Source organism: Streptomyces sp. NPDC086023 (assembly GCF_044540325.1).
GTDB lineage: Bacteria > Actinomycetota > Actinomycetes > Streptomycetales > Streptomycetaceae > Streptomyces.
The window spans coordinates 199,010-212,517 of record NZ_JBITRX010000011.1; the positions used below are offsets into that span (position 1 = coordinate 199,010).

The 13,508-nt window shown below is 73.7% G+C and carries 11 protein-coding genes; 2 read left to right on the forward strand and 9 right to left on the reverse strand.

What is annotated here, in order from left to right; all coding sequences use genetic code 11:
* Positions 1 to 4: 4 nt before the first annotated feature.
* The 4 genes from ACIF6F_RS22840 to ACIF6F_RS22855 form a co-directional block, all read right to left on the reverse strand.
* Positions 5 to 544: a hypothetical protein gene (locus tag ACIF6F_RS22840; RefSeq protein ID WP_399949378.1), complete on the reverse strand. Its 540-nt coding sequence runs from the start codon at positions 542 to 544 to the stop codon at positions 5 to 7.
* Entirely contained in the window at positions 541 to 2,325 is a 1,785-nt protein-coding gene (locus tag ACIF6F_RS22845; RefSeq protein WP_399949380.1) for a nickel-dependent hydrogenase large subunit, read from the reverse strand. The genes ACIF6F_RS22840 and ACIF6F_RS22845 overlap by 4 nt, the downstream gene beginning before the upstream one ends.
* 73 nt (positions 2,326 to 2,398) lie before the next feature.
* Positions 2,399 to 3,457, reverse strand: a complete 1,059-nt coding sequence (locus tag ACIF6F_RS22850) for a hydrogenase expression protein HypE (protein ID WP_399949382.1) — start codon at positions 3,455 to 3,457, stop codon at positions 2,399 to 2,401.
* A 91-nt stretch (positions 3,458 to 3,548) separates the two neighbouring features.
* Entirely contained in the window at positions 3,549 to 5,282 is a 1,734-nt protein-coding gene (locus ACIF6F_RS22855) for a hydrogenase maturation protein (RefSeq protein WP_399949384.1), read from the reverse strand.
* A gap of 450 nt (positions 5,283 to 5,732) precedes the next feature.
* Between ACIF6F_RS22855 and ACIF6F_RS22860 the strand changes: the two genes are divergently transcribed.
* On the forward strand, positions 5,733 to 6,104 hold the full coding sequence (locus ACIF6F_RS22860; RefSeq protein WP_399949386.1) for a hypothetical protein: 372 nt from the start codon (positions 5,733 to 5,735) through the stop codon (positions 6,102 to 6,104).
* 29 nt (positions 6,105 to 6,133) lie between these two features.
* On the opposite strand, the gene ACIF6F_RS22865 is transcribed toward ACIF6F_RS22860, so the two are convergent.
* From ACIF6F_RS22865 to ACIF6F_RS22885, 5 genes are all read right to left on the reverse strand, one after another.
* A complete protein-coding gene (locus ACIF6F_RS22865; RefSeq protein ID WP_399949388.1) occupies positions 6,134 to 8,068 on the reverse strand; it encodes an HAD-IA family hydrolase in 1,935 nt (644 codons plus the stop codon).
* Positions 8,069 to 8,233: 165 nt separating this feature from the next.
* Positions 8,234 to 9,361 (reverse strand): ABC transporter ATP-binding protein, encoded by a 1,128-nt coding sequence (locus tag ACIF6F_RS22870; RefSeq protein WP_399949391.1) that lies wholly within the window; start codon positions 9,359 to 9,361, stop codon positions 8,234 to 8,236.
* Between the two features lie 8 nt (positions 9,362 to 9,369).
* Complete coding sequence (locus ACIF6F_RS22875) at positions 9,370 to 10,203, reverse strand: ABC transporter permease (protein ID WP_399949393.1); 834 nt, start codon at positions 10,201 to 10,203, stop codon at positions 9,370 to 9,372.
* On the reverse strand, positions 10,191 to 11,120 hold the full coding sequence (locus ACIF6F_RS22880) for an ABC transporter permease (protein ID WP_399949395.1): 930 nt from the start codon (positions 11,118 to 11,120) through the stop codon (positions 10,191 to 10,193). Before ACIF6F_RS22880 ends, ACIF6F_RS22875 begins: the two co-directional genes overlap by 13 nt.
* A gap of 65 nt (positions 11,121 to 11,185) precedes the next feature.
* Entirely contained in the window at positions 11,186 to 12,331 is a 1,146-nt protein-coding gene (locus tag ACIF6F_RS22885) for an ABC transporter substrate-binding protein (RefSeq protein ID WP_399949554.1), read from the reverse strand.
* A 323-nt stretch (positions 12,332 to 12,654) separates the two neighbouring features.
* Between ACIF6F_RS22885 and ACIF6F_RS22890 the strand changes: the two genes are divergently transcribed.
* On the forward strand, positions 12,655 to 13,410 hold the full coding sequence (locus tag ACIF6F_RS22890) for a GntR family transcriptional regulator (RefSeq protein WP_399949397.1): 756 nt from the start codon (positions 12,655 to 12,657) through the stop codon (positions 13,408 to 13,410).
* The last annotated feature ends 98 nt before the right edge of the window (positions 13,411 to 13,508 follow it).

A 13,508-nucleotide genomic window follows, 5' to 3' on the forward strand; every position in this document is an offset into this window, starting at 1 on the left:
GCGGTCACGGGACCCGCGCCGGGGCCGTGGGCCGGGTGCCGATCTGGAGGAGTACCGGCTGGGGCGCGCGGCGGTCGGCGGGCTCCAGTTCGACCGCGGTGACCTCGGGTACGAGGGCCCCGACGGCGTCCTCCAGGGCGCGCCGCAGGGCCTCCGTGCCGGAACCGCCGCAGCCGCAGCCGCCGCTGCCGGTCTGCCGTAGCCAGAGCACTCCCCCGGCCTCGTCGAGCGCGACCAGTTCGACGGGTTCCGGGGCCGCGGCCAGGACCCGGTCGATCCTGGTCCTGGCGTCCTCGGGGTGCAGGCCGTGCAGGGCGAGCAGGCCGCCCACCAGTTCGTCCCCGGCGAGCCCGGCGAGCCGGGCCGGGTCCAGGGCGGCCACGACGCGGGCGAGCCCGGCGCCGTAGAACTCCATGAGGACCCGGACGAGGTCCTCGGCCGCGGCCAGGGCCGCCGGGTCGCCCGCGGCGGCGAACCCGTCGAGGATCTCCTCGATCCGCCGCCCGGCCTCGCGCGCGCCGGCCGGCGCGCCCGGGGCGCTCATCCGCCCAGTCCGCTCAGACCGGTGGGCACGTGCATCTGCTTGACGGTCTTCCCGCCGCCGACGTACATGTGCACGCCGCACGGCAGGCAGGGGTCGAAGCTGCGCACGGCGCGCATGATGTCGATGCCCTTGAAGTTCTCGGGCGGGTTCTCCTCGAAGATCGGGGTGTTCTGCACGGCGTCCTCGTACGGGCCCGGGGTGCCGTACGTGTCACGGGTGCTGGCGTTCCACGGGGTCGGCGGGTACGGGTGGTAGTTGGCGATCTTCCCGTCGCGGATGACCATGTGGTGCGAGAGGACGCCGCGGACGGCCTCGGTGAAGCCGCAGCCGATGGACTCGTCCGGCACCTCGAACTTCTCCCAGGTCTGGCTGCGTCCGGCGCGCACCTCGGCGAGGCCCTTCTCGGCGCAGTGCAGGGCGATACCGGCGGCGTACGCCTGGAAGTAGGTGCGGGCGCGGTTGCGTTCCAGCGCGTTGCTCCACTTCGGGATGCGCCACTCGAAGGTGGTCTCGGGCTTGGTCATCGTGCGGGGCAGGTTGATGACGACGCTGTGCCCGGTGGCCTTGACGTACCCGACGTCGACGAGGCCGGAGAGGGCGGTGGACCAGAGCCGGGCGATGGGGCCGCCGCCGGTGTCCAGGGGCAGGTGGTCCTTGCCGTCGAACCAGCGGGGCGACATCACCCAGCTGTACTTGTCGTCGAAGTTCCGCTTCTGCGGGGCGGGGAGGGTGTGCTGGTTCCACGGGTGGCGCGGGTCGACGGGGTTGCCCAGCGGGTCGTGGGTGACGAACTGCTCCCGGCCGGCCCAGTCGTCGTAGTACGAGCTGCCGAGCAGGATGCGGATGCCGAGGTTGATCTCGGTGAGGTCGTTGGTGACCAGCTTGCCGTCCACGACGACGCCCGGGGTGACGAACATCTTCCGTCCCCAGTCGGTCATGTTGGCGTACGTGAAGTCGCAGTGCTCGGGGTCGTTGAGGGCGCCCCAGCAGCCCAGCAGGACGCGCCGCCGGCCGACCTCCTCGTATCCGGGCAGGGCCTCGTAGAAGAAGTCGAACAGGTCGTCGTGGAGCGGCACGACGCGCTTCATGAACTCGACGTACCGCATGAGGCGGCTCATGTAGTCGGTGAAGAGCTGCACGGACGCGACGGTGCCGACGCCGCCCGGGTAGAGCGTGGAGGGGTGCACGTGGCGGCCCTCCATCAGGCAGAACATCTCGCGGGTGTAGCGGCTGACCTGGAGCGCCTCGCGATAGAACTCGCCCTCGATGGGGTTGAGGGAGCGCATGATGTCGGCGATGGTGCGGTAGCCGTGCTCGCCGGCGTGCGGGGCCTCGGTGCGCTCGGCGAGCTCCAGGACGCCGGGGTTGGTCTCGCGGACCATCTTCTCGCAGTAGTCGACCCCGACCAGGTTCTCCTGGAAGATGTTGTGGTCGAACATGTACTCCGCGGACTCGCCGAGGTTGATGATCCACTCGCCGAGGTGGGGCGGCTTGACGCCGTACGCCATGTTCTGCGCGTACACCGAGCACGTCGCGTGGTTGTCCCCGCAGATCCCGCAGATGCGGCTGGTGATGAAGTGCGCGTCCCGGGGGTCCTTGCCGCGCATGAAGACGCTGTAGCCGCGGAAGACCGACGAGGTGCTGTAGCACTCGGCGACCCGCTTCTGCTTGAAGTCGATCTTGGTGTGGATGCCGAGGCTGCCCACGATCCGGGTGATCGGGTCCCAGGCCATCTCGACGAGGCCGCTGCCGTCACCGGCCGCCTTGGTGTTCGGTGTCATCGTGTGTGCCGTGAGCCTTCCGGGTGTGCGGGGGCGGGTGTGCGGGGGCGGGGTCGCCGGAGGGTGCCGGGGGTCAGCGCGGCGGGCGGTAGCCCGTCGTGAGCTTCTTGCCGGTGTGGCGCCACTTGGGCTCCTTGTCGGCGGTGTGCAGGGTGATCGAGCGGAGCCTGCGGACGACCGCCCCGTACGCGCCGCTGGCCTTGGTGGAGACCGTGGCGCCGGGCGGCTGGTCCATGAACGGCATGAACTTGTCGGGGAAACCGGGCATCGTGCAGGCGATGCAGATGCCGCCGACGTTCGGGCAGCCGCCGACGCCGTTGATCCAGCCGCGCTTGGGTACGTTGCACTTGACGACCGGTCCCCAGCAGCCCAGCTTGACCAGGCACTTGGGCGAGTCGTAGGTGTGCGCGAACTGGCCCTGCTCGTAGTAGCCGGCGCGGTCGCAGCCCTCGTGCACGGTGGCGCCGAACAGCCAGGTCGGGCGCAGCTTGTCGTCGAGGGGGATCATCGGGGCCGAGCCTGCGGCCTGGTACAGCAGGTAGGTGAGCGTCTCGGAGAAGTTGTCCGGTTGGATGGGGCAGCCGGGAACGCACACGATGGGGATGCCGGCGTGGGACTTCCAGTCCCAGCCGAGGTAGTCGGGCACGCCCATGGCGCCGGTCGGGTTGCCCTCCATGGCGTGGATGCCGCCGTACGTGGCGCAGGTGCCGATGGCGACCACGGCGAGGGCCTTGGGCGCGAGCCGGTCGATCCACTCGCTGGTGGTGATGGGCTGGCCGGTCGCGGGGTCGTCGCCGAAGCCGCACCAGTAGCCCTCGCGCTTGACCTTCTCGTTGGGGATGGAGCCCTCGACGACGAGCACGAAGGGGTCGATCTCGCCGCGCTCGCCCTTGAAGAACCACTCGATGAAGGTGTCGGCGCCGCCGACGGGGCCGCACTCGAAGTCGATCAGCGGCCAGTGCACCTGGACCTTCGGCAGCCCGGGGAGGGCGCCCGTGACGATCTCCTCGATGGTGGGCTGCATGGCCGCCGTGAGGGCGACGGAGTCGCCGTCACAGCTCAGGCCGGCGTTGATCCAGAGGATGTGGACCGTGGGGTCCTCCACCGGTGCGGTCGTCGGGCTCGCGTCCATGCGGGGTTCCTCCTCGGGGAGGGGTGGGGGGACGGGCCGCCCGGGGCGGCCTCACCTTTCTTGCTAACAGCCGGCGGGGGCGGCTGCCGTGTCATGTGCGGCCAGTCCGGTGACGGCCGGGGGCGGGTTCGCCCTGCGGCAGGGGGCGGGGCGGGAGGGTGAGGTGGGCCGGGGTGCCGGCGGCGGGTTCCTTGCGTACGAAGGCCCGGCGCAGGGCGTGGTAGGGCGCGGCCGGGTCGTCGAAGACGGCCCGCATGCGGGCCAGCTCGTCGGCGCGGTGGTCGGCGAGCGGCCGGAGGGCCTCGTCGCGCTCGCGCCGGCCCTTCTTGGCGGCGATCCGGACCTGGGTGCCGGGTACGGCGGACAGCCGGACGGCGAGGTTCCGGGTGCGCGCGGCGAACTCCTGCGGGGAGCAGGGGATCGTACGGTCGACCAGGCCGAGGCGCCGTGCCGCGTCGGCGCCCACGGGAAGGGCCTCGTCCATCAGGCGGGCGGCGGTGGCGGGGCCGACGCGGCGGGGCAGGGTGTACGTCCAGAACTCCGAGCCGTACAGGCCCATGAGCCGGTAGTGCGGGTTGAGCACGGCGCCCGAGCGGCACCAGACCTCGTCGGCGGCCAGCGCCAGCATGGCGCCGCCGGCGGCGGCGTTGCCGCCGAGGGCGGCGACGACGATGCGGTCGGTGGTGGTCAGGACTGCCTCGACCAGGTCGTCGATGGCGTTGATGTTGGCCCAGGACTCGGCGGCCGGGTCGGCGGCGGCCTCGATGACGCCGAGGTGGATGCCGTTGGAGAAGAAGTCGCGGCCGCCGCCGAGGACGAGGACGGAGGTGGGGCGGGCGCAGGCGGCGCGGTAGGCGTCGAGGAGCCGCCGGCACTGGGCGGTGCTCATGGCGCCGCCGGGGAAGGCGAAGGTCAGGAAGCCGGTGGCGCCCTCTTCGCGGTAGGTGATGTCGGTCCAGGTGCGGGGGGCCGCGTCTGCGTGGGCGGGGGCCGGGAGTTCGGGGAGCGGGGGCAGCAGGGGGCCGAGGGCGAGGGTGGCGGGCAGTTTGACCGGCGCGGGCGCGCCGGGGGTGCGGGGGGCGCGGAGTTCCGGGATCCAGACGGCTCCGTCGGCGGTGGCCCGGCAGACGGCGCCGTTGCGGGTGGCGAGGAGGGCGCCGGGGCGGCCGCGCAGGCCGTCCTCGGGGTGGCCGCCGTGCAGGTACCAGGGGGCGCCGAGGAGTTCGTCGAGGACGCCGGGCCGGGAGTCGGCGGCCCGCAGGCGGCGCAGGACCAGCTCGGTGGGGTCGGCGTGCCAGTCGATGCGGCGGTCTTCCTGGCGTACGGGCGGACGGACCCGGCCGGTGGTCTGCGGCTCCGGTACGTGGGTGCCGGAGGCGAACCGGGCCACGGCCAGCAGCACCGCTTCCAGAGCGGCGTCGGCGACCTCGCCGCGGTAGACGTCGCTCTTGCCGAGGGGCGGGAGGGGGCAGGAGGCAGAGGCCCAGACGTCGCCGGCATCCATCTCGGCGTTCGCCTGGAGCACGGTGACGCCCCAGTGTGCGGTGCCGTCGTGGAGGGCGTGGTCGAGGGAGGACGGGCCCCGGTCGCCGGGCGGCCCGGGGTGCACGATCAGACAGGTGTGGGCGGACCAGACCGCCTCGGGGAGCGCCGTGCGCAGCATCGGGGCGAGCACCAGGTCGGGGTCGTGACGGTCGACGGCCGCGGGGAGGTCCGTACCCGGCAGGGCCAGCTCGACGGCCACCCGGTGGCCGCGGTCGCGGAGTTCGGCGTGGACCCGCTGGGTGAGGCTGTTGAAGGCGCTGGCGACGAGCAGGATGTGCACATGGTCTCCCGGCTGCGGCCGGTGGCGGTCGCCGGCCGGAGGGCGGAACGTGGGACGGCCCGGTGCGGCCGCCCTGCGTGACCGGGTCATGACCGGCCGCCAGCGATGATCCGACCCGCCGCCCGCCCTCCCGTCGGCGCCGGGCGGCCGCGTCACCCGAAAGCGGTCGCCGGTGGGGCCGGTCGGCCCCGGCGCGAGGCGCGCCGGCCTTGCCGGGTCGGCGGCGGTCTCCACCACGGCGGGCGCGGCGGCGGCGTCGACGCCCACCCCGGCCACCTTGACGCGCAGGCCCACCCAGCCTGTGCCCCCGGGTGGGCAGGGGGCCTGAGGCCTCCGAGGAGGCGGGTGCACCGTCCTGGCCCGGAACCCGGAACCCAAACCCCAGCCCCAGCCCCAGCCCCAGCCCCAGAACGTGGAGTGTGGCCGGAAGGTTCGGGGCAGGCGCCGAGCATGGTTCTCCAGCATCCTGCCGAGCAGTCCGGCGACGGGGTCGGGGGGCGTTTCGCGCGCCTCGCCGAGCACGCCTCCAATTTCACCAGCTCGGCGCTGTTCTCCGGGCTGTGCCTGGTCCTGGTGGCGGCCTTCGTCGTGGTGCACGTCCTGGGGCTGGCCATCGGATGGCAGCACCTGGTCGGCGACGCGATCGGCGCGGTGTCGCTGATGCTGCTGGCCCTGCTGAAGAACAGCGAGCGCCGCGCCGAGCGCGCCATCCAGCGCAAGCTCGACGCCATCGCGGCGGCACTGCTGGAGCAGCAGGAGGGCCGCCCGGGCAAGGCCCACGAGGACCTGGAGGACACGATCCGCATGGAGGAGCGGCAGTAGGGCGGGCGGCCTCAGGGCCGGGCCCTCAGTCAGCTGAGACGGTACGTCGTGACGACCGCCGCGTGGTCGGAAGGCCAGTCGTTGGCCGCCACGTCCGGCCAGGGGGTGTTGCGGCCGGTGGCCACGGCAGTGGAGTCCAGGACGGTGAGTCGGGCGCCCGCGTGCAGCACGTAGTCGATGCGGTCCTGCGGTTCGGGCCGGCCGCTGCCGTCCTCGTGCTGTGGGTGGACGGGCGACCAGGTGCTGCCGGGGGCCGTCACCGGGTCGGGGTGGGCCTCCCGGTAGGAGTCGCGGAGGCCGGCGCGCTCGACGGCGCGGGAGACGGGCCAGTCCACCGGCCCCCGGCCACCGTGCGGCGCGGTCGCGCCGGCGGTCCAGTCCAGGTGTGAGGGGGCGTTGAAGTCGCCCGTCAGGAGGACCGGGGTGTGGTCGGCCGCGGCCAGATCGGGAGCCATGGCGGCGAGCACCTCGCCGATCTGGCGGACCCGGCCCGACTCCTCCTCGCGCCGGACCAGTGCCGCCTCGGGGAGGCCGTCGAAGCAGGCGTCGTAGGGCCCGTAAGGGGCGTGGTTGAGGTGGGCGGTCCACAGCACCAGCTCGTGGGGGGTGCCGTCGGGGTGCTCGTCGAGCCGGATGCGGGCGCCGGCCGCTCCGTAGAAGCCGACGCCGGGATCGCCGAGGGCGGCGGTGATCGGGTGACGGCTGAGGACCGCGAGGTTCTCGCCGGCCGCGTGGTGGAACCACCCGAGCGCCCCGGCGAGTTCGGGCGCCGCGTGCACGGCGGTCTCCTGGAGGCCCACGGCGTCGACGTCGGCGTCCAGAAGCACGGCCAGCTGCTTGTCGCGGTGATCGTCGACGGGCACACCGCCGAGCCAGAGGTTCCAGCTCATGACCCGGACCCGGTCCAGCGGCGGCGCGTCCGCCGGCACGACGGGGATGCGGACGGTGAGGTGGGCGGTGGCACCGTGGGCGTCGACGGCCGTGACGGTGGCGACGGCCGTCTCCGGGGCCTCAGTTACCGGGGCCCCCGTCCCCAGAGCCGGCGTGCCGACGAAGGGCGTGCCCGCGACAGGCGGGCCGACGAAGCGCGTGCCCGCGACGGGCGTGCCGGTCAGGGAACCGTCGGCGTGGACGGTGAGCCAGTCGGGGCGTACGGAGGCGGCGAAGGTCACCGGCTGGGCGCCGGCCCGGACGAGGCCCGCGACCGTGGCCCGGAAGGGGCGGCCGGCCCGGGCCCGGCGGGTGGTGAGGGCCGGTACGAGGAACCGCGGGCCGGGTGCGTCGGCGACCAGGGCGCGCAGCCGTCCGGGGGTGGCCTCTTCGAGGGAGGCCAGCACGGTACGGCCGGGGGCGGGGGCGATCGGTGCCACCGAGGGCACGGCGAGCACCTGGCAGCCGGCCGCCTCCGCGGAGGCCACTCCGGTGGGGGTGTCCTCGACGGCCACACAGGCGGCGGGCGCCACGCGCAGGGCGCGGCAGGCCGCGAGGTAGGGGTCGGGGCTCGGCTTGGTGAGGATGGTGTCGTCGGCGGTGACGGTGACCGTGAAGCCGCCGTGGCCGGCCTGTTCGAGGGCGGCCACGACCGTCTCCGCGACCTCGCGCGGCGAGGCCGTGACGAGGGCGGTGGGAACGCCCTCGTCACGCAGCGCGCCGAGCAGGGCCAGGGCTCCGGGCCGCGGGACGACCCCGGTGCGGACGCGCTCGGCGAACTCCCGGTGCAGCTCGGCGGCGATCGGGGCGGCCGGGACGTCGCCGCAGCGCCGGGCCAGGAAGCGGGCCGTGTGCTCGACCGGGCGGCCGAGGACGTCCGGCTGGTCGGCGGCGGCCAGGGTGTGGCCGAGTGCCGCGGCCGCGTCCGCCACGGTGTCCCACCAGAGCTGCTCGGTGTCGACGAGCGTGCCGTCCATGTCGAAGAGGACGGCTTGCAGGCGGGTCGGTGCGGGGGCCTGGGGCGGCGGCGTCACGTGGTTCTCTTTCGGCGGTCGAGCGGTCAGGTCGGTTGAGGCGATACGGACGGTCAAGGCAATCGGGGCGGCCGACGCGATCGAGGTGATCGAGGCAATCAAGGCGACCGACGCGGTCGGAACTGGCAGCTGGCGGCTGGCGGCGGGGCGGGGGGCGGGGTCTCGTCAGGACGCCCGAGGCGCGACCAGGACCGGGCGGTCGGGCAGGGACAGCCGTACGGGGGCCCCGACCGGGAGCGCGGCCGCCTCGTGGGCGGGCAGGTCGGCCTTGACCGGGGTGCCGTCGGGGAGGGCCACGGTGACCCGTACCGTCGCACCCAGGAACGACGTGCCCAGGACCCGGGCGTCGCCCGCCGTGTCGGGGGCGACCCGGACGGACTCGGGCCGGACGAGTACGTCGACCCCCGCGCTGTCCACTCCACCACCCGCGCTGCCACCCACTCCACCACCCGCGCTGCCACCCGCGGGCGGCGTGCCGTCGACCGGCAGGCGGCCGCCCAGCACCTCGACGGTGGCGTCCGCGTGCAGCCGGCCGGGGAGGCGGCTCATGGTGCCGACGAACTCGGCGACGAACGCGGTGGCGGGGCGGGCGTACAGCTCCGCCGGGGTGGCGATCTGCTCCAGCCGGCCGGCGCGCATGACCGCCACCCGGTCGGCCATGGACAGCGCTTCCTCCTGGTCGTGGGTGATGAACAGGGTGGTGATGCCCAGCTCCTGCTGGAGGCGGCGGATCTCCTCGCGGAGCGTGAGGCGCACCTTGGCGTCGAGCGCGGAGAGCGGTTCGTCGAGCAGGAGCACGCGGGGGCGCAGGGCGAGGGCGCGGGCCAGGGCGACGCGCTGCTGCTGGCCGCCGGAGAGCTGGTGGGGGAAGCGGTCTCCCTTGTCGGCAAGGCCGACCAGGTCGAGGAGTTCGGCGGCCCTGGAGCGCCGCTCGGCGGAGCGGACCTTGCGCATCCGGAGTCCGAAGGCCACGTTGTCGAGGGCGTTCAGGTGCGGGAAGAGGCTGTACGACTGGAAGACCATGCCGGCGTCGCGGCGGTGGGCCGGTACGGCGGTGACGTCCCGGCCGTCGACGAGGATCTCGCCGGAGTCGGGGTGCTCGAAGCCGGCCAGCATGCGCAGGGCGGTGGTCTTGCCGCAGCCGGAGGGGCCGAGCAGGGCGAGGAGTTCGCCGGGGCGGACGGTCAGGTCGAGGCCGTCGAGGGCGGTGGTGGCGCCGAAGGTGCGCCGCAGGGCGCGCAGTTCGACCGTGGCGGCGGTGGCCGTGGTCTTCTCGGGTGCGGTGAGGGTCATGGCGGGTGTCACTTCCGGTCGGTGGTCGAGGAGGGGGTGCGGCGGCCGCCGAGGCCGGCCAGGGCCAGCAGCAGGAGCCAGGTGACCAGCAGGCTCATGACGGAGACGGCCACCGACATCTGGGCGTCGGAGCCGCTGGTGTTGACGATCCAGACGGCGAACGGCCGGAAGCCGAGGAGCTGGGCGGTGGTGAACTCGCCGAGGACCAGGGCCAGGGTGAGGAAGGCTGCGTTGAGCAGGGCGCCGCGCAGGTTCGGCAGGACGGCGCGGAGCAGGGCGTGCGGGAGGCTCGCGCCGCAGCTGCGGGCCGCTTCCACGAGGGTGCGTACGTCGACGGCGCGCAGGCCCGCGTCGAGGGCCCGGTACACGAAGGGCAGCGCCATCACGGCGTACGCGAGGACCAGGACGAAAGGGAAGTCCGGGTTCTGGACGGCGACGAAGGTCTGGAAGAGGGGCGTGCGGGAGAGGTGCTCGGGACCCCACTTGAGGACCGTGCCGATGCCGGCGACGAAGGCGATGGGCGGTACGACGAGCGGCAGCGAGCAGACGACCTCGACGACGGGCCGCAGCCTCGGCGCGGTCAGCCGGAGCGCCACGGTGGCGGGGACCATCAGCAGCAGGACAACGGCGATGGTGGCCGCGGCCAGTTCGAGGGAGAGCAGCAGACTGGGCAGGAAGCCCTCGGTGCCGAGGATCCGGGCGTAGGCGTCGAGGTCGAGCCCCCGGCCCGGGACGTCGACGGTGAAGACCACCGAGGCGGCGAGCGGGACCAGGAAGTACAGGGCGGCCACGGTCAGGACGAGGGCCCGCCAGGGCACGGGGCGGGGGGTCAGGCGAGCCATCGGGCGCTCCGTCGTTGCAGGGGGAGGTAGACCGCCATGACCAGGCCGGCGACGAGGACCATGTCGAGGCTGAGGGCCAGGGCGACGTTCTCCTGGCCGATGAGCACGTTGCCGGAGATCGCGTCGGCGATCTGGAGCGTGACGAGGGGGACGGAGCTGCCGACCATCGCGGCGGCCGTGGCATACGCGGCGAAGGCGCTGCCGAAGAGCAGGACGAGGCCGCCGAGGAGCGAGGGGGCGAGGACGGGCAGGGCGACGTACTGCCAGTACTGGCGCCGGGTGGCGCCGTTGTTCTGGGCCGCCTCCCGCCACTGGGTGCGCAGGCCGTCCAGTGCGGGGGTGATGGTCAGCACCATCAGGGGAACCAGGAAGTACAGGTAGACGAGGACGAGGCCCCAGAAGCTGTACAGGCTCCAGCCGGTGTCGGCCAGGCCCAGTTGCCTGGTCAGGACGCCGGAGTTGCCGAGGGTGGCGACGAAGGCGAAGGCCAGGGGTACGCCGCCGAAGTTGGCGAGGACGCCGGAGGCGGTCAGGACGGCCTCGCGCAGGGCCCGTATCCGGGAGGTGACGACCGCCTGGGCGAGCAGGAGGCCGAGCACCGCGGCGAGGACGGCGGAGGTGGCGGAGAGCTTCACGCTGCCGAGGAGGGCGGTGAGGTAGGCGCCCTGCCAGGAGGCGGTGAGGTTGCCGAGGCCGTACGCGGCGGTGCCGGTGGCCGGGTCGTTCACGGTGAAGGCGCCGTCGAGCATCGCGAGGGCCGGCAGGCCGAAGGCGACGGCGGTGAAGAGGAGCAGGGGGACGACGGCGAGGGCGCCGCCGCGGCGGGCCCGCCGCCCGGTCCGGGCGGCGGGGGCGGCCGCGGCCGCGTCCACGGGGGACGCGGCGGCGGTGCGCGCGGTGGTGGTGTCGGTGGTCATGTCCGTGGCCATGGGGCGTGGTGGGGGATCGTCCGGTTCCGTTTCGGTGGGGTCGGCGGGCCGGGTCAGCCGGCGACGGCCTTGCCCCAGTTCTGGGCGAGGGTGCCCTTGGCCTTGGTCTGCTGGGCCTCGGTGGGGAAGGTGGGGGTGCCGGTGACCTTCGGGAGCTTGGCGGCGGCGGCCTGGTCGAGGGTGCCGGCCTGCTCCATGAGGGGCATCAGGACGGGGCGGGCGTAGCCCTTGAGCCACAGGTTCTGGCCCTCGGCGCTGTAGAGGTACTCCTGCCACAGGCGGGCGGCCGCCGGGTGGGGGGCGTCCTTGTTGATGGCCTGGGCGTAGTACTGGGCGTACTTGCCGTCCTCGGGGACGGCGACCTGCCAGTCGACGCCCTTGCCCTTGAACTGCTCGGCGTAGCCGGCGTTGAGGTAGTCCCAGTCGATGCTGATGGGCGTCTCGCCCTTCTCGACGGTGGCGGGAGTGGACTCGACGGGCGTGTAGTTGCCGTTCTGCTTCAGCTTCCCGAAGAAGTCGATGCCGGGCTGGATGTCGTCCAGGGAGCCGCCGTTGGCGAGCGCGGCCGCGTAGACGCCGCCGAAGGCCGAGCCGGACTTGGTCGGGTTGCCGTTCAGGGCCACCTGGCCCTTGTACTCGGGCTTGAGCAGGTCCTTGAAGGTGGTGGGGCAGTTCTTGACGCGCTTGGCGTCGCAGCCGATGGAGACGTAGCCGCCGTAGTCGTTGACCCAGCCGGCGTTGTCGTCCTTCTGGCCCGACGGGATGTCGTGGTACGCGGCGACCTCGTAGCGGGCGAACAGGCCCTGCTGGGCGCCGCTGACCGCGAAGGAGGTGCCGAGGTCGAGGACGTCGGGGGCGCGGTCCTGGCCCTTGCGGCTGGTCACGGCGTTGATCTCGTCCTGGCTGCTGCCGTCGGGGTTCTCGACCTCGACCTTGATGCCGTACTTCTGCGTGAAGCCGTCGATGAGGGCGCCGTAGTTGGCCCAGTCGCGGGGCAGGGCCATCGCGTGCAGCACGCCCTCCTTCTTCGCGGCCTTGACGAGGGCGTCCATCCCGCCGAAGTCGGCGGCGGAGGTCGCGGTGGCCGCGTCCTTGCCGTTCGAGGTGGCGGCGGCCTTCTCGGGGGCGGCACCGCAGGCGGTGAGGGTGAGGGCGGCGACGGCGGCGAGGCAACCGGCGAGGGCGGCACTTCTCGGCAGGGACACGGTCTCTCCTGGGAGGCGGCGCGAGGGGGCGCACGAGGGTGGGGGCGGCGGCACGGCGGTCCCGGGGATACGGGCCCATCGGCGCCAACTTGTCTGAACAAGTTGGCCTCAGTAGGCCCGGCAGTCATGACGTTCCGGTGAACGGGAAGCGTCGGGATCAGGCCAATGTCCTGGACACTCTTCGCTCGTTCCGGTTCCGTGGGCGCAGCGCCTAGGCTGTAGGTGACACGTACTTGGCGCACAGTCAGCGCTCAGGTACGACACTCGCTCGCGCAGTCCGCCTGCGAGGTCCACTCACGAGGACGGGGGCACAGCCGATGACGGCCCGGCACGAGGAGATCGCCGAGGAACTGCGCCGGGCAATCGACCGCGAGGAGTACGCGGTGGGGGCTCGGCTGCCCTCCGAGACGGAGCTCGCGGCGCGGTTCGGCGTCTCCCGCGGCACGGTGCGCCAGGCCGTCCTCGCCCTGACCTCGGAGGGCCTGATCGGCTCCCGGCAGGGCGCCCGCCGCGTGGTGCTGGCCAGCCGCCGCAGCCAGAGCTTCGCCGAGCTGCGCAGCTTCGCCGAGTGGGCCGCCGCCATGGGCCGTACGGCGACCGGCCTGGTGGTGGAGTCGGCGTACCGGCCCGCCACGGAGCGGGACGTCATGCGGCTGCAGGTGCCGGCCGGGGCGCCGGTGCTGCACGTGCTGCGCCTGCGCGGGCTGGACGGCGAACCGGTGCTGCTGGAGCGCACCGTGTACGCCGGCTGGATCGCCCCCGCCGTGGAGCGCATCGAGCCGGACTGCCCGTCGGTGACGCAGCGCCTGCTGGACGACACCGGGCTGGTGTTCGCGTACGGGGAGCACCTCATCGACGCGGTGGCGGCCGGCGCCAAGGACGCCGGACTCCTGGACGTACGGCGCACCAGCCCGCTGCTGCGGGTGCGCCGGATGACCACCACGCGGGACGGGCGGCCGGTCGAGTGGTCCGACGACCGGTACCGCCCGGACGCGGTGAGCTTCAGCGTGCACAACTCCATCGGCAGCAACGCCCTGGCCCGGCGGACCGGGCCGGCGCTGACCGGGGACTGAGCGGCGGCCCCGTGCGGGGCGGTGCGGCGGGCGCGTCCGGGGGCGGGTGTCAGTGGCCGGTGTCACGCTGGGTCGGTACCGGACACGTGGAAGGGAAG